The organism is Plantactinospora endophytica (genome assembly GCF_016862915.1).
Lineage (GTDB): Bacteria > Actinomycetota > Actinomycetes > Mycobacteriales > Micromonosporaceae > Plantactinospora > Plantactinospora endophytica.
In genome coordinates this window covers 135,644-151,479 of the sequence record NZ_BONW01000019.1, presented here as the reverse complement: position 1 = coordinate 151,479, position 15,836 = coordinate 135,644, and the positions used below count along the sequence as shown (strand labels likewise).

The following is a 15,836-nucleotide window of genomic DNA, read 5'->3' as shown; positions in this document are numbered from 1 at the left end:
CCCACGGTAGCGCCGGGGCGGTAGCCCGGATCAGGTTCAGCCCGGTCCCGGGCCCGCGCGTCTGGTCCGCTGTGCCCGGTAGAACCGCTGGCACTCGTCGTACCGGGGCAGCAGGCCGGCGGTGCGCAGTTCGGCCAGGGTGGGTGCCCGGGAGTCCCGCTCGGAGACGATCGGCTCGATGTCGGCCGGCCAGGCCAGGGCCAGTTCCTCGTCCCGGACGTGCACGATCCGCTCCCGGGCCGGGGCGTACCGGGTGGAGCAGAGGTAGCTGACGATGCTGCCCTCCTCCAGCGCGACGAAGGCGTGGCCCAGCCCCTCGGCCAGATAGACGGCGCGGTTGTCGATGGTGTCCAGCCGGGTCACCTCGTGCTGGCCGAAGGTCGGCGAGCCGACCCGCAGGTCCACCACCAGGTCGAGTACGGCGCCCTGCGGGCAGTAGACGTACTTGGCCTGGCCGGTGGGTACGTCGGTCCAGTGCACGCCCCGGATGACGCCCCGCCGGGACACGCTCTGGTTGGCCTGCGCGACCGGCAGCTCGAAGCCGAGCGCGTCGGCGAAGACCTCCGCGTCGTACCAGACGAGCAGCCTGCCCCGGTCGTCGGAGAACTGCTGCGGGAGGAACTCCCAGGCGCCGGAAATGGACAGCTCGGTGGCCTTCACTCGCACCTCACAGAGTCGCTCGGATCTCTCCGGCTTATCGGGGCCAATCGCACCATACCGTCCAACAACCCAGAGTGGCCGATCGGAAACCTGACATGGTGTTAGCGTGCCGGCCAGGGGGTAGCAAATGGTATCGGCAAACCCGGGGTTCGGAGGCACATCGTGGCCGAGGTCAGAGTCCGCGACGTCATGACCAGGAAGATCGTCTACCTTCCGGTCTCCACCACCCTGGACGAGGCCGCCCGCGCGATGCGGGACGCCGACATCGGCGACGTGGTGGTGACCGACGGGTCGAGCCTGTTCGGCATGGTGACCGACCGCGACATCGTGGTCCGGGCCGTCGCCGAGGGGCGGGACGCCCGACAGACCACGCTCGGCTCGGTGACCTCCCGGGACATCGTCATGATCGACCAGAGTTCCACCGCGACCGAGGCGGCGACCCTGATGCGGGACCGGGCGGTACGCCGGATCCTGGTCTGCGACACCGACCGCCAACTGGTCGGCATCGTCTCCCTGGGTGACCTGGCGGTACGCCTGGACCCGTCGTCGGCGCTCGGTGAGATCAGCGAGGCCAGCCCCGGCCGGTGAGGTCGGAGCCGAGCACGAGCATTCGGAAGCGACTCGGGGCACCCGAGTGCGACCTCCGCCACCTCCGCCACCCCCGGCCGCGACCGTCCGCCCTGCCCCTCGGCCGGCTCGGTAGCCTGGGCTCCATGCCGCAGTCGATGCCACCGAAGCTCGCCGAGATCGTGGCGGAGTTCGCCGCCGCCCCCCGGGACGTGGTCCTCGAAATGCTGCTGGAGTACTCCGACGCCGTTCCGCCGCTGCCGGCGGAGCTGACCGGGCACGCCGGGATGGAGCAGGTGCCGGAGTGTCAGACGGCGTTCTTCCTCCGCGCCGAGGTGGCCGCCGACCGGACCGTGACGACCTGGTTCGACTGCCCGCCGGAGGCGCCCACCACCCGGGCCTTCGCCGGGATCCTGGCCGAGGGGCTGGCCGGGGCGAGCGCCGACGAGGTGCTCTCGGTGCCGGACGACCTCTACCAGCGGATGGGGCTGGCCCAGGCGATCAGCCCGTTGCGGGTACGCGGCGGCAACGCCATCCTGGCCCGGCTCAAGCGGCAGGTCCGGGACCAGCTCGACTGACGCCCGCAGGGCCGGAACCCGAGGCCCGGCAACGTTTCACGTGCAACAGTATCGACAAGCATCGTTATGCTCATTCACGCAGGGGCTGGCCGCCGCCACTCCCGCCGACCCGCGAACTCGCGGGCGGTCAGAGTACGGCTCCCGCCACCCGCTCCACCTCGGCCAGCATCAGCCGCAGCGACAGGCTGTGCCGCTCGGACGGCAACCGGTCCAGGGCCCGGCGGGCGTGGCCGAGACCGCCGGCCGCGTCTCCGGCGGAGGCCATCATCAGGCCACGGTGCAGCTCGATGTGGGTGGCGAACCGGGGCAGGGTGTGCGGCCGGGTCCGGTCCGCCGCGTCCTGCGCGGCCACCGCTCCGGGAAGGCCGAGCCGGGACAGCAACATCGACTCGAAGGTGTGGAACCGCCACTGCGGCACCGCGAAGTCGGAGATCTGCTCGGAACTGCCGGCCCGGTCGAAGACCCGGCGGGCATCGTCCAACCTCGACAGACCGGTCGCGGTGTCGCCCCGGCAGGCGGCCACGTGGGCCTGCGCGGTGAGCGCGTTCAGCCGGCCCAGGGTCGGCCGGTCGGAGAGCGCGACGGCCTGCTCGGCGAAACGGGCGGCCACCGGCAGGTGCGCCCCCTCGTACGCCAGCGCCAGGGCGGCCCGGCCGCGTACCCAGACCCGGGTCTCCAGGTCGCCGGAGCGGTCCGCCGCGATGGCGGCCATCTCGTACGACCGGATGGCGCCCCGGCCACCGTCGTTGCCGGGCAGGGTCTTGCCGTGCACCGTCATCAGCCGGGCGGCGACGCCCCACAGGTGCGGGCTGTCCAGCTCCTGTTGCAGCACCACCAGGTCGGCGGCGAGCCGGGCCTGTACCTCGGCGGCGCCGAGCGACATGTAGTCCTGCCCGTACGCCTCGGCCCGGCCGACCCACTCGTTGACGTTCCGGCGTGGCGCGATGGCGGCGGCGAACCCGTGCTGGACCAGCTCGGCGACGGCGGAGGAGACGACGACGGTCGCGGCGAGCGCGAGGGCACCTCTGCGGTTCACGCTGTCTCCCAACACCCGCTCGTACGCCAGGACCAGATCCGGGGTGGCCGGTCGCTTGCCGAGCTCGACATTGCACAGATGACTTTTGCTGTAGTTGGTGCGGGCCGCCATCTGGGTCAGGGTGACCTGAGCGTCCGTACGCGCCACTCTCAGCCTTGCGCCGACGTGATCCATCCGTCTACCGCCTGTGCGCTCCGGAAAACACCTGAAAACCGCGCCTACTATCGGTAGTTCTCTCGTTACGGGAATGTGGGGATGTGGATCGCTTCTGTTCGATGTGGCACCGATCAATGTTCTACCGCTTCCAGGCCAGGAACGTAAGCCTGGGGTGACCTCGGGATCGGTGCCGGGACAGCAGTTCCACGGCCCGCGGGTATGACACGGCTCGACCTCATCGGCCTCCAGGTCGGCTCGTGATCGGTCCGCGCGGGGCCGGGGCGCGTACCCGCTGTCTTCCCCCTGGGAAGCGGGCGACGCCCCATCGGGTGCGGCGGCCGTGCCGGCGGTCGCCGCACCTCCCGGCCAGCTCAGGAGGCATCTCGTGCGCGGGGAGGGGCCGGTGCGGACCCCGTCCGGGTGCCGGAGCCGCGGCGATCCGCCATGACCGGTCCCGCCGCGCGTCGAATACGCAACCGGATGGCGCTCTCCGCCCGACTCATCATGATCGAACATTGGCCCCGCGCCGACGGTCGGTGCCCTATCTGCAAATTGCCGGGCTGCCGGGCGCTGGCGACTGCACGGGCATATTTAGAAATGGTGAACGACTCATTCGTACCCGCACATCCGTCGATCGGTGTGGTAGACATCGACAGCTACGCCACCCCGGCGGAGGGGGCGACCGGCGCGGAACCGGTCGACGGGGGCGAAGGGGAGTGACCCGGATGAGCGAGAAGACGCTGTGCCTGCCCTGCGCGCTCGCCCTGCGCCCCCCGGTGACCGACCCACCGCACCACTGTCCCGGGCAGGTACGCCTGGTCTCCGGTACCGGCCAGGTCCGGGTCGTCCTCTGCGGCTGCCCGGTCTGCTGGCCGGAACGCTCACCCGACCGGGCCGGCGACCCGCCGTCCCACCAGCGGTAACTCCTGGCGGCCGGGCGACGACGGGAGCTTTACCGTGCGTGTCCTCGTGACCGGCCACCGAGGTTAGCTCGGCCGGCCCGTCGGGCGGCGAATGGTGTTTCCACGGTCGACCGTCAGCCGACTTCGCGGGCCAGTCCCTCGACCACCTCGGCGTTCGGCAGCAGTCCGAGGGCGGCGCCGGGCAGGGCGATCTTGCTGTGCCGGACACCGGACCCGACGATCACGTACGGCGTGCCGACCACCCGGGCGTCCACCAGGATCGGCCACGATCCGGGCAGCCCGATCGGGGTGATACCGCCGTACTCCATGCCGGTCAACTCGACGGCCTCGGCCATCGGGGCGAAGCTCGCCTTGCGTACGTCGAGGTGCCGGCGTACCACGCCGTTCACGTCGGCCCGGGTGGTGGCCAGTACGACGCAGGCCGCGTACCGGACCGTACCCTCCCGCTTGCCGGCCACCACCACGCAGTTCGCCGACACGTCCAGCCCGACGTCGTACGCCTCGCAGAACGCGGCGGTGTCGGCGAGGGTGGCGTCGATCGGCGCGACCAGGATGTCGTCGACGCCGACCGGGGCGTCGGCGGGCCAGCGGTGCAGGGCCTCGGTCACCGGCGCGGCGAGCAGATCCTGGCGGGCCCGGGCCGGCTCCGTCTTCAGGGTTCCCATCACGCCCGTGATCCTCGCACCGCCCACCCCGCCCCGCTACGCCGCCCACACCCGATCACGCCCACAGAAGGTGCCGGCGGCGGGAGGTCAGCTTCCGGCGAGGAAGGCGTTGTCCGGCACGAGGGTGCGCTCCCGGAGCCGGTCCAGCTCCGGCGCCTGGGCCGCCCGCTCCCGCCGCGCGTCGATGTCCTCGATGGCGTGCCGGACGGCGAACCGCACCACGCCGTAGAGGAAGACGAAGCCGCCGACGTACATAACCGCGGCCAGAGCCATGTAGATCATGCGTTCGAGCTAGGCCCTCGACCAGGAAATTTTTCGCGTTCCGTCCGCCCGTCGCCCACTCGGGTGCCGAGGTCTGCTATTGATGTTAGCTTTGATGCTATGGAGACTAGCTATCTCGACCGGGGGCAGGGCCGGATCGGCTACGACGTGCGCGGCGAGGGACCGTTGGTGGTCTGCGTACCCGGGATGGGCGACGTCCGGTCGGTCTTCCGGTTCACCGTCCCGGCACTGCGCGACGCCGGCTACCGGGTCGCCACCATGGACCTGCGTGGGCACGGCGACAGCAGCGACGGCTTCGACCGGTACGACGAGTCCGGCGCCGCCACCGACCTGCTGGCCCTGGTCGACCGGCTCGGCGGCGGCCCGGCCGTGGTGGTCGGGCACTCGCTCGGCACCGGGGCGGCGATCCTGGCCGCCGTGGCGGAGCCGAGCGCGATCTCCGGGCTGGTCCTGGTCGGCCCGTTCGTCCGCGATCCGGACTTCGGCCGCATGCAGCGGCTGGCGTACCGGCTGATGCTGCGCCGGCCGTGGGGGCCGGCGCTCTGGGACTCGTACTACCGCCGGTTCTATCCCGGCCGGCCCCCGGCGGACCTGGCCGAACACCGCTCCCGGATCCGACGGAGCCTGCGCCGGGCCGACCACTGGCGGTCGTTCGTCCGGACCACCGAGGCGGTACTGCGGGACCGGGTCTCGGCCCGGCGCATCCCCGAACTGCGGGTACCTGCCCTGGTGGTGATGGGTGAGCGGGACGCCGACTTCCCCGACCCGCCCGCCGAGGGCCGGTACGCGGCCGAGCGGCTCCGGGCCGACCTGCTGCTGGTGCCGGACTCCGGGCACTATCCGATGGCCGAGTACCCGGAGGTGGTGAACCCCGTCCTCGTCTCCTTCGTCGACCGGGTCACCGACCGGGCCGCGACCGGCTGACCCGCTAGCGCGGCTGGCGGCGTACCGCGTCGAAGACCTGGGCCAACTCCGCCGCGTCCTCGCCGGCGTGGTGGGTGTGCGGAATGTCGGTCAGGCCGAGTGCGTGCTTGATCTTCCCCTTGTGCGTACCGGACCACTCGCCGCCGGTCCGGCCCATCCAGTAACTGCGCAGGTCCACCCCGGAACCGGTGGCGCCGAACGGGCTCCGGCCGGTGAACCGGACGAAGTACCAGTGCACGAACATCCCGTCCCAGACCGCCGGTGCGGCCAGGAAGACGGGCCGGCCCTGCCGGCGCAGCCCGTTCACCCAGCTCGCCGCCGCCGCCATCGCCTCCTCGGCCGGCGGTGCCTCCCGGAGCAGCCGGTCCCGGTCCAGTCCGGAGACCGCGAGCGCCTGGGGCACGAAGTCGTCGGAGATCGGCCGCAGCTCGGTGTAGAAGCCCAGCTCGGGCCGGCCGGCCACGGCCATGCCCAACGAGATCATGCTGTACGGACCGGGGATCGGCCCGTCCGCTTCGACGTCGACCGCGACGTACAACTCCGGAAGATCAGCCACCTGAACAGCTTCCGACGGCGAGCCGTCCCGGTCCATCGAAATTCGCCGGGTACGTCACACACACCTGAACATTAGTTGAGGTAGCCGGGATAACCTCGACCGGTGACCGAACCCGCACACACCCTCACCGTCGGACAACTCGCCGAGCGCAGTGGCGTGGCCGTGTCAGCCCTGCACTTCTACGAGACCAAGGGGCTGATCACCAGCACCCGGACCTCCGGCAACCAGCGTCGGTACGGCCGCGACGTGCTGCGCCGGGTCGCCTTCATCCGGTTCGCCCAGCGGGTCGGCGTACCCCTGGCCCAGATCAGGGAGGCGCTGGCCAGCCTGCCCCAGCAGCGCACGCCCACCCGGGCCGACTGGGCCCGGCTCTCGGCGAACTGGCGTGGCCAGCTCGACGAGCGGATCGTCGCGCTGCAACGGCTCCGCGACGACCTCTCCGACTGCATCGGCTGCGGCTGTCTGTCACTGGACCGGTGTGCGCTCTCCAACCCCGACGACGTACTCGCCAGCACCGGGCCCGGGCCACGTCACCTGCTCGCCGGTCTCACCGGTCCGGCACCGGCGCCCGAGGAGCCGGTCGACGACCCGGTCGGGTGCGGGCCGTGCGACGGACCCGCCGACCGCAGCCCGGAGAAGTACGCCGGTCCCGCCCTGGCCGTCCGGACCTGACCCGCTCCGGCGAGCGCTGTCGACCGCCGGACGGCACGACGAGGCACGCGGACGCCATCGACAGCCGGACGGCAGGACGAGGCACGCGGGTGCTGGCGATGGCCGGGCGGCGAGCCGGCACGACGAGGCGAGCCGGGCGCTGTCGACGGTCGGACGGCACGACGAGGCGCCAGGACCGGCACGGCGAGGCGGCCGGACCGGGTCGGCGCGGGCGGAAGTTTCGGGCGGAGGCGGGCATAACGGTGCGTCGCCTGGGAACGCAGGGCCGATCCACGGCTCTGGGAGGGCAAGCATGCGGTACCCGAGTGCGGCCAGCGACAGCCGCCCCGCCCGAGGGCGGAGCGGCCGGCCAGTCGGCGGCTCCGCTCGATGACCTCTCGCGGGTTGCGGCTGCCCGGCGTGGACCTGCGCCGTGTCCACCTGCCCGCCCTGCCCGAAGCCCTCTCGCCGCGCAGCGTGCCGCAGCTCGTCGCCGGGGTCGCCGCCAACGCCGAGTCGATGGTGACCCGCGCGGCCCGGGCCGCCGGGTTGAAACGCCGCGCCGTGTGGTCCCGGCCCGGTCGGCACCACATCGAGGTGCACGGCGTCGCCCAACCCGGCGGCGAACGACTCGCCGCCCAGGTCGAGCGGGCCCTCCAGGAGGTCTCCGGCGTCGTCTGGGCCCGGGTCAACGCACCCTCCGGCCGGGTGGTGGTGGCGGTCGGCCCGCCCGAACCACGACTACGGGAGCTGATCGCGGCGATCAGCGCCGTGGAGCACGCCGACGGCTGGGAGCCGCCCCCGGACTGCGAGGAACCGCACCCGCCCGAGGAGGGTCCGCGCACCCGCAGTGCGATGACCCGGATCGCCACCGACGCGTTCGGGCTCGGCCTCTCGGCGGCCGTCCGGATCCTGCCGTTCACGAGGGCGCCGGGCGAACTCGCCGGCCTGCTCCGCGCGGTGGACCTGCATCCGAGGCTGCACGCGCTGGCCGGGCGGGGACTGGGCAGCGACCACCGGGCGCACTCCTGGCTGCCGCTGGCCACCGTACTGGCCCAGGGGGTGGCCGGTGGCTGGGCCGGGATCCTGCTCGACGGCGCCCAGCGGGTGTTGCAGTGGGGCGAGGCCCGGGCCCAGTTGGCCGCCTGGGAACAGGCCGAGCCGCTGCTCGCCGGCTCCCCGGAACGGGCCTCGGCGCCGCCACCGCCGGACGAGCGACCGCAGGCCAAGCCGGACGGCCCGGTCGAGCGGTACCTGGCCCGGGTGCTGGAGTCCGGCACCGTCGCCGGAGCCGCCGCACTCTCGTTGGCCGGCCGGAAACGGGCCGCCGCGTTGGCACTGTCCAGCATCCCGAGCGCAGCCGTCGCCGGCCGCGAGGCGTTCGCCGCCCGGCTCGGCTGGCTGCTCGCCCGCCGGGGTGTGATCGCGATGGACCGCACCGTGCTGCGGGAACTGGAACGTCTCGACGTACTCGTGCTCGACGCCGCCGCGCTGCGCTCCGCGCGGGGCGTACTCACCGACCTGGTACCCCTGCCCGAGGCCGACGCCGAGGAGGTCGCGGGGCGGGCGTTCGGCCTGTTCGACCCGGAGCACCCCGACCGGGTACGCGAGGCCGACGGCTGGACCCTCGGTCCGCTCGACGCGCTGCGGCTCCCCGACGGGGCGGGCGCCGAGGAGATCGAGCGGCTCCGCCCGGACGGCGGCAGGCTGCTCGGCCTGACCTCCGACGGCGGCCGGCTCGCGGCGGTGGTACGGGTGGCCGCCGAACCCGCCCCGGGCATCGACGCGCTTCCTGCGGCGGCCCGCCGGGCCGGGCTGCGTCTGCTGGTTGCCGACGACGGTGCCGGCGGCGAGCACGACTTCGCGGACGGTCACCTGTCCGGCGGGCCGGACCTGGCCGGGTCGATCCGGTCCTTGCAGTCCGAGGGGGCGATGGTGGCGCTGGTCTCCAGCGATCCGCGCGCGCTGGCCGCCGCCGACTGCGGGCTCGGGGTCTGGCACGCCGAGGAGCCGCCGCCGTGGGGCGCCCATCTGCTGGTCGGCTCCGACCTGGGGGTGGCGGCGCTGGTGGTCGACGGCGCCGGGCTGGCCCGTACGGTGGCCCGGCACAGCATCGCGCTCGCCGCCGGCGGCAGCGGGCTCGGCGCGCTCGCGGCGTTCACCGCCGCCCCGGCCCACCTGCCGGCCCGGGCCATGGCGGCGGTCAACGCCGCAGCCGGACTCGCCATCGGGAACGGCGTCTGGCGGGCCGGAAGGCTGCCTCACCGACGTGCCTCGGCCGCCGCCCCGCCGACCCCGTGGCACCTGATGCCGGTGCGGACCGTGCTGGAGCGGCTCGACACCGCCGAGGCGGGCCTCTCCACCGAGGAGATCGGCCGGCGCGGCCGGAGCGCCCCGGCCGGCCTGACCGACGGTCTCGACCTGCCCAGGGCGTTCGTCGAGGAGCTGGCGAACCCGCTCACCCCGGTACTGGCCGGCGGTGCCGGGCTCTCCGCCGCCGTCGGCTCGGTGGCGGACGCCGCGCTGGTCGGCGGCGTGATCGGGCTGACCGCGCTGATCGGTGCCGTGCACCGGGTATCCACCGAACGGTCGCTGGCCGAACTGCTGTCCCGGTCGGCGGTGACGGCCCGGGTCCGGCGGGACGGCACCGAACGGGTGGTCGCCGCCGACGAACTCGTACCCGGCGACATCGTGGCGCTCGATCCGGGCGACGCCGTACCGGCGGACTGCCGGGTGGTCGAGGCGGTCGGGCTGGAGACCGACGAGTCGTCGTTGACCGGGGAGTCGCTGCCGGTGTCGAAGACCAGCCAGCCGGTGGTGGCCGCCGTCGTCGCGGACCGCCGGTCGATGGTCTACGAGGGGACCACCGTCGCCGCCGGGCGCGGGCTCGCCGTGGTGGTGGCGACCGGGGCGGACACCGAGGTCGGCCGGGGCATGGCGCTGGCCGGCGAGGCCGCACCGACCAGCGGGGTCGAGGCCCGGCTCGGCCGGCTGACCAGGATGTCCATCCCGCTCGCCGCCAGTTCGGCGGTGGCGGTCGCCGGGGCCGGGCTGCTCCGAGGGGTACCGCTGGTCCAGTCGGCCGGCACCGCCGCCAACCTGGCGGTCGCCTCCGTACCGGAGGGGTTGCCGTTCCTGGTCAGCGCCGCGCAGTTGGCGGCGGCCCGCCGGCTGGCCGAGCACGGCGCGCTGGTACGCAACCCGCGCACCATCGAGGCGCTCGGCCGGGTCGACGTGCTCTGCTTCGACAAGACCGGCACGCTGACCGAGGGCGAGCTGATGCTGGCCGGGATCGGCGACGGCGACCGGTACGCCGACCTCGACGCGCTCGACAAGTCACTGCGGGCGGTACTCGCGGCGGCGCTCCGGGCCACCCCGGCGGCCGACCGGCCGGAGGAGGTCAGCCAGCAGACCGACCGGGCGGTGCTGACCGGCGCCCGACGGGCCGGGGTCGGCACCGGTAGCCGGACCCACGCCTGGCACCAGGAGCACGCGCTGCCGTTCGAGCCGTCCCGGGGTTACCACGCCACGGTCGGCCAGTACCGGGGCAGTCACCTGCTCAGCGTGAAGGGCGCACCGGAGACCATCCTGCCCCGGTGCAGCCGGCACGGTGACCGGCCCCTGGACGAGGCCGGCCGGGCAGCCCTGCGGGAGACGCTGGACCGGCACGCCGGCGCCGGACAGCGGGTACTGGCGGTGGCCGAACGCGAACTGCCGGGCGAGACGGTCACCGAGGACGACGTCCGCGACCTGACCTTCGTCGGCTTCCTCGCCCTCTCCGACGGGGTACGCGAGAGCGCCGCCCCGGCGGTGCGGCGGATCCGGCAGGCGGGCGTGCACACCATCATGATCACCGGGGACCATCCGGCCACGGCGGAGGCGATCGCCGCGATCATCAGTACCGACGGCACCGACCAGCGGGTGGTCACCGCCACCGAACTCGACCGGCTCGACGACGACGCGCTCGCCGAGCGGCTGGCCCGGACCGACGTGGTGGCCCGGTGTACGCCGACGCACAAGGTACGGATCATCCGGGCGTTGCAGAAGTGCGGCCGTACCGTGGCGATGACCGGGGACGGCGCCAACGACGCGCCCGCGATCCGGCTCGCCGACGTCGGCATCGCGCTCGGCCAGCGGGGTACCCCGGCCGCCCGGGCCGCCGCCGACCTGGTGGTCACCGACGACCGGCTCGAAACGATCATCGCGACCCTGGTCGAGGGGCGGGCGATGTGGTCCTCGGTACGGCACGCGTTGAGCATCCTGGTCGGCGGCAACCTCGGCGAGATCGCGTTCAGCGTGCTCACCGCCTCGTTGACCGGCCGGTCCGCGCTGAACGGCCGGCAGATGCTGCTGGTCAACCTGCTCACCGACCTGGCTCCGGCGATGGCGATCGCGGTCCGGGCGCCGAGGCAGGATCGGATGGACGACCTGCTCACCGAGGGGCCGGAGACCTCCCTCGGCGCCACCCTCACCCGGGAGATCGCGCTGCGGGCCGGTACCACGACCCTCGGTGCGACCACCGGCTGGACGCTCGCCCGCTACACCGGTACCCGGCGCCGGGCCGGCACGGTCGCACTCGCCGCACTCGTCGGCACGCAGCTCGGCCAGACCCTGCTCGACGGCGGCGCGAGCCCGAGCGTGTTGGCCTCGACCGCCGCCTCGGTGGCGGTACTCGCCGGGGTGATCCAGACGCCCGGGCTGAGCCAGTTCTTCGGCTGTACCCCGCTCGGGCCGATCGGCTGGGGCATCGCCGCCGGCAGCGCGCTCAGCGCCACCCTCACCAACACCGTCGTGGACCGGCTGATCGCCCCACCCGCCGCCGACGCCGCCGGCCCGGACGGCGCCGCCCGCTCGGACGGCGCCACCGGGTCGGACGAGTCCGCCGGAGCCGGTTCGTCCGGTGGTATCTCACCGGCCGGGAGTGCGCCGGTCAGGAGCCCCGGGGCCAGATGAATTCCACCGCCGGACCCCGGCCCGGCAGTTCGGTGACCGTGCCCACCGCGCCGGTCGCCGGATCGATCACCTGGAGCGCGTCACCCCGACCGTCGGCGGTACGCAGCCGCAGCAGCACCCCCTCCGGCAGGTAGCCGAGCGGCTCGGTCCACCAGTTCCGGGCGGCCATCGGGCTCGGGCTGGGGAGCGGCGGTCCGGGCCGGTCGGAGTACGGCAGGGGAACCCGTCGCACCTCGCCGCCGGTCAGGTCGACCTCGAACAGGTCGCCACCATGGTCCAGCCCCGGCATGCCCCGGCTCGGATCCAGCACGTGGACCACGTCGAACAGCAGCGCCCGCCCGTCCGGGGAGAGTCGTGGCATCTCCGTACCGACGCTCTCCGTCAGCCGCAGGTACGGCCGCAGGTCCACCCGGATCGGCGTGGGTGCGGCGTCGCTCGCCGGGTCGACCAGGCGGATCTCGACATCGGTCCGGCGGACCGGCTCGGACGGGATCCGGGACAGCACCGCTTCCCCGCTGGGCAGTACCGCCACCGCCTGCCACAGCTCGCGGTCGACGCCGGGCACCGGCAGCCGCTGTCCGGAGCGGACGTCGAGCCGGACCGGCGGAGCGTCCTCGTCGAAGTTGTCGGTGAGCAGCAGCCACCGGCTCTGCGGCGACCAGGCGACCGGGGACGTACCGTCGGCGAACTCGTGCCGGACGTCGCCGGTCAGGTCCCGGACGACGTACCGGCCGTCGCGCTGCTCGCCCAGCCAGCGGCCGTCCGGGGAGAGGGTCGGCCGGGTGTGCGAGAAGCCCTGCGCCGAGGTGACCGGCTCGGCCAGCCGGTACTGCCGGCCGTTCTCGGTGAGCAGCACCGGCGGCGCGGCACCCGGCCTGGTGTCCGCGTAGACGAGTACGCCCCGGCCGGTCGCCCCGGCCGCCGGCAGCGGGTCCGGCCCGGAGACCGGCAGGTCGAGCCGGCCCGGCAGCCAGTCGACGACCGGTACCGGCGCCGCCGTCGAACCGACCGGCGGATCGGGACGGAGTCCGACGACCGCGACCGCCCCGAAGGCGACCACGGCCATCGCCGCGGCCACCGGGGCGAACCGGACGACCTGGCGGCGGCGCCGGGCGACCCGGACGGCTCGCCCGGTCACGTCGTACACCTTCGCCTGCTCGGCGACCTCACCGAGCATTTCCCTCAACCCGCTCACGTGCCACCTCCATCGGTTCCGTCATCAGTTCGGCGAGTTCGGGTGCGAGCGTCCGCAGCCGGCCGAGGGCATGGCTCGTCTGGCTCTTCACGGTGCCGATCGAGCAGCCCAGCACGGCCGCTGTCTCGGCGACCGACAGATCCTCGAAGAACCGCAGCACCAGCACCGCCCGCTGCCGCCAGGTGAGCCGGGCCAGGGCCCGCTCCAGCAGGATCCGCGAGACGACGCCGTCGGCACCGTCGGCGGTCGGCCCCATCTCGGGTACGCCTTCGGCGGGCTGCACCACCTGCCGTCGCCACCTGCGCCAGCTCAGGATCCGCTCGTTGTACATGACCCGCCGGACGTACGCCTCGGGGTCGCCGGTCGCGGCCACGCGCCGCCACCGGGCGGCAACCTTGACCAGCGCGGCCTGCAACAGGTCCTCGGCGTCGTGGTGCCGCCCGGTCAGCAGGTAGGCCACTCGGGACAGTCGGACCAACCGCGCCTCGACGAACTCCCGGAAGCCAACGTCGTCCTCCACGATCCCTCCCGTGACAACTCGCTCTGCCGGTTACATGCCGGCGGGCGGCGATCGGTTGGAACCGGTACCTGACACACCCGACCTACATCGGGGGCCGTCGGCGGCGACCTGCCCGGTGACCTGCGCGGAGGCGGACACGGGGCAGTCATATATCTCGCTGCTTCTATTAATTTCCCTTGGAGATCAGTAGCGTCACGATAGCCATCGGTGGCGGGGGCCACCGGACATGGCACGACGGAGGGGGATTTATGCGTCGACCTATCGCCATCCTGGCCGCCGGGACACTGGTGGCCGCAGTGCTGACACCGACCACCGCGCAGGCCCGGCCGGGGACGGACGAGCGCGGCAGCGGCGGTGCCAGCGCGCTGCCGGCCACACCGTTCGTCCTGACGAAGCCCGGCGCCGCGAAGCGGCCGGCCGGGCCGAACCCGTTCCTCGCGATGCTGCCCGACCCCGCGAAGGCGGACTACGTCGGGTGGAAGAACTGGTTGGCCAGGCAGGGGGACGAGCGGGCCGGACTGAAGGCCCAGCAGCGGGCGGCAGCCGCCGCGCCGGTGCTGGCCGACGAGGAGGAGCCGGCCGGCATCCGGGGTGGTAACGACACCCCGGCCACCGCACAGCGGATCACCGGCTTCGGTACGGGCGCCAAGGAGAACCCGAAGCTGCGGGTGCTCGGCAGCCTGTCGCCGGAGCAGGTGGACGCGGCGGAACTGACGCCGAACACCGAGGACGACGGCGCCATCCCGCTGGCCCGGGAAACCGGTGTCGGCACCGCCGAGCAGGCGGTCAGCACCACCGGAACGGTCGGCGACGGCCCGCACGGCAGCGCCGGGGACGGCAGCGGCGACTTCGACTTCTACCAGGTCACCGGCATCGCCGGTCGTACCCTGACGGTGGACATCGACACCCCGAGCGACGAACTCGACTCGGTCGTGCTGCTCTACGACGCCGAGGGCGAACTGATCGCGCTCAACGACGACAGCCCGGAGGGGCTGGACAGCCTGTTGGTGCACCAGTTCACCGCCGACGGCACGTACTACGTCGCGGTGGTCGGGTTCCCGTCGATTCCGGTGGACCCGTTCGACTCGGGCAGTGGTGACGGCACCGCCAGCGAGGGGCCGTACGGGGTGACCATCGGGATGGCCGAGCAGGACACCGACTTCTTCGCCGTACGCCTGAAGCCCGGTGACGTGCTCGGTGCCACGGTCGAGGGGTCGGCCGCCGAGATCACCGTGTACGACCCGGACCGCCGCGAGGTGCACGGGTCCGACCAGGACGGCTCCAGCCTCTACCCGCCGAACAGCCCGTTGCCGGGCGGCGGCAACGCGGTCACCGAGCACGTGGCCGACAAGGCGGGCTGGCACTACGTCGGGGTCAGCCTCGGCAGCGGCATGTACGACATCACGGTCGAGGCGTACCGGCCGGGGCAGCAGCCACGGCAGACGCTCTTCCTCGACTTCGACGGTGCCCGGATCAACACCGCCATCTTCGGCGGACCGGGCGTACGCACCCTGAGCCCGATGCGCGCCTTCCTCGGCCGCTGGGGGCTCTCCGCCGACGACGAGGACGCCGTGATCGACGGGATCATCGCCGCAGTCCGGGAGAACCTGCGGCACGACATGATCGAGAGCGGCCTCAACCCGCGCTTCGACATCCGGATCCTGAACAGCCGGGACCACGCGGACCCGTTCGGGCAGGCGAACGTCAGCCGGATCATCATCGGCGGCAGCATCCAGGAGTCGGGGATCCCGACGATCGGCATCGCCCAGTACATCGACCCGGGCAACTTCGGCACCCAGGACTCGGCTCTGGTGCTGCTCGACGTGCTGAGCGACCCGGCCGGTGACGACGCGTCGCTGAACACGTACATCACCGGGGCCAGCAACCGGGTCGACTTCGTCAGCCGGGCGGTGGGCAACGTGACCGCGCACGAGGCCGGGCACTTCTTCGGCAACTGGCACGTCGACCAGTTCAACGAGCAGGCGAACATCATGGACCAGGGCGGCAACTTCCCGCTGATGTTCGCGGTCGGCCCGGACGGCGTCGGCGGCACCGCCGACGACCCCGACGTCGACTTCGGCGAGGACGACTTCAACCCGGGCGAGGGCTTCACCGGTACCGAGGACACCCTCAGCCGGATCGCCTTCACGGTCACCCGATGACCACCCGC

At 73.2% G+C, this 15,836-nt stretch carries 13 protein-coding genes and 1 pseudogene; 7 read left to right on the top strand and 7 right to left on the bottom strand.

Annotated features, from left to right (window positions below):
* Window positions 1-36 precede the first annotated feature (36 nt).
* A complete protein-coding gene (locus Pen02_RS20055; RefSeq protein ID WP_203867619.1) occupies window positions 37-660 on the bottom strand; it encodes a dTDP-4-dehydrorhamnose 3,5-epimerase family protein in 624 nt (207 codons plus the stop codon).
* Between the two features lie 189 nt (window positions 661-849).
* Between Pen02_RS20055 and Pen02_RS20050 the strand changes: the two genes are divergently transcribed.
* Entirely contained in the window at window positions 850-1,248 is a 399-nt protein-coding gene (locus Pen02_RS20050) for a CBS domain-containing protein (protein ID WP_372445639.1), read from the top strand.
* Window positions 1,249-1,373: 125 nt separating this feature from the next.
* The gene (locus Pen02_RS20045; RefSeq protein ID WP_203867617.1) at window positions 1,374-1,805 is read left to right on the top strand and encodes a SufE family protein; all 432 of its coding nucleotides are present in this window, start codon (window positions 1,374-1,376) and stop codon (window positions 1,803-1,805) included.
* A 127-nt stretch (window positions 1,806-1,932) separates the two neighbouring features.
* Here the strand turns inward: Pen02_RS20045 and Pen02_RS20040 are convergent, their stop codons facing one another.
* Window positions 1,933-3,015 carry a helix-turn-helix domain-containing protein gene (locus tag Pen02_RS20040; protein ID WP_203867616.1) on the bottom strand — a complete coding sequence of 361 codons (1,083 nt, stop codon included), beginning with the start codon at window positions 3,013-3,015 and terminating at the stop codon, window positions 1,933-1,935.
* Window positions 3,016-3,722: 707 nt separating this feature from the next.
* Here Pen02_RS20040 and Pen02_RS20035 point away from each other — a divergent pair.
* Window positions 3,723-3,920: a hypothetical protein gene (locus tag Pen02_RS20035; RefSeq protein ID WP_203867615.1), complete on the top strand. Its 198-nt coding sequence runs from the start codon at window positions 3,723-3,725 to the stop codon at window positions 3,918-3,920.
* Between the two features lie 113 nt (window positions 3,921-4,033).
* Here Pen02_RS20035 and Pen02_RS20030 read toward each other — a convergent pair whose 3' ends face one another.
* A complete protein-coding gene (locus Pen02_RS20030) occupies window positions 4,034-4,585 on the bottom strand; it encodes a YbaK/EbsC family protein (RefSeq protein ID WP_203867755.1) in 552 nt (183 codons plus the stop codon).
* 87 nt (window positions 4,586-4,672) lie between these two features.
* A complete protein-coding gene (locus tag Pen02_RS20025; RefSeq protein WP_203867614.1) occupies window positions 4,673-4,867 on the bottom strand; it encodes a hypothetical protein in 195 nt (64 codons plus the stop codon).
* A gap of 99 nt (window positions 4,868-4,966) precedes the next feature.
* Here Pen02_RS20025 and Pen02_RS20020 point away from each other — a divergent pair, with 99 nt between their 5' ends.
* Window positions 4,967-5,791 (top strand): alpha/beta fold hydrolase, encoded by an 825-nt coding sequence (locus Pen02_RS20020; RefSeq protein WP_203867613.1) that lies wholly within the window; start codon window positions 4,967-4,969, stop codon window positions 5,789-5,791.
* A 4-nt stretch (window positions 5,792-5,795) separates the two neighbouring features.
* On the opposite strand, the gene Pen02_RS20015 is transcribed toward Pen02_RS20020, so the two are convergent.
* Window positions 5,796-6,347, bottom strand: coding sequence for an exonuclease (locus Pen02_RS20015; protein WP_239140993.1), 552 nt, complete (start codon window positions 6,345-6,347; stop codon window positions 5,796-5,798).
* Window positions 6,348-6,449: 102 nt separating this feature from the next.
* On the opposite strand from Pen02_RS20015, the pseudogene soxR reads away from it, so the two are divergent.
* Both soxR and Pen02_RS20005 read left to right on the top strand, forming a co-directional pair.
* Window positions 6,450-6,887: pseudogene (gene soxR, locus Pen02_RS20010) on the top strand (redox-sensitive transcriptional activator SoxR); the annotation flags it as partial.
* A 501-nt stretch (window positions 6,888-7,388) separates the two neighbouring features.
* On the top strand, window positions 7,389-11,951 hold the full coding sequence (locus tag Pen02_RS20005) for a cation-translocating P-type ATPase (protein WP_203867610.1): 4,563 nt from the start codon (window positions 7,389-7,391) through the stop codon (window positions 11,949-11,951).
* On the opposite strand, the gene Pen02_RS20000 is transcribed toward Pen02_RS20005, so the two are convergent.
* The gene (locus Pen02_RS20000) at window positions 11,929-13,146 is read right to left on the bottom strand and encodes a TolB-like translocation protein (RefSeq protein ID WP_203867609.1); all 1,218 of its coding nucleotides are present in this window, start codon (window positions 13,144-13,146) and stop codon (window positions 11,929-11,931) included. The two genes, Pen02_RS20005 and Pen02_RS20000, sit on opposite strands and share 23 nt — an antisense overlap.
* Window positions 13,118-13,666: a SigE family RNA polymerase sigma factor gene (locus Pen02_RS19995; protein ID WP_203867608.1), complete on the bottom strand. Its 549-nt coding sequence runs from the start codon at window positions 13,664-13,666 to the stop codon at window positions 13,118-13,120. Before Pen02_RS19995 ends, Pen02_RS20000 begins: the two co-directional genes overlap by 29 nt.
* A 248-nt stretch (window positions 13,667-13,914) precedes the next feature.
* On the opposite strand from Pen02_RS19995, the gene Pen02_RS19990 reads away from it, so the two are divergent.
* Window positions 13,915-15,828, top strand: a complete 1,914-nt coding sequence (locus Pen02_RS19990) for a PPC domain-containing protein (protein WP_203867607.1) — start codon at window positions 13,915-13,917, stop codon at window positions 15,826-15,828.
* Window positions 15,829-15,836 lie beyond the last annotated feature (8 nt).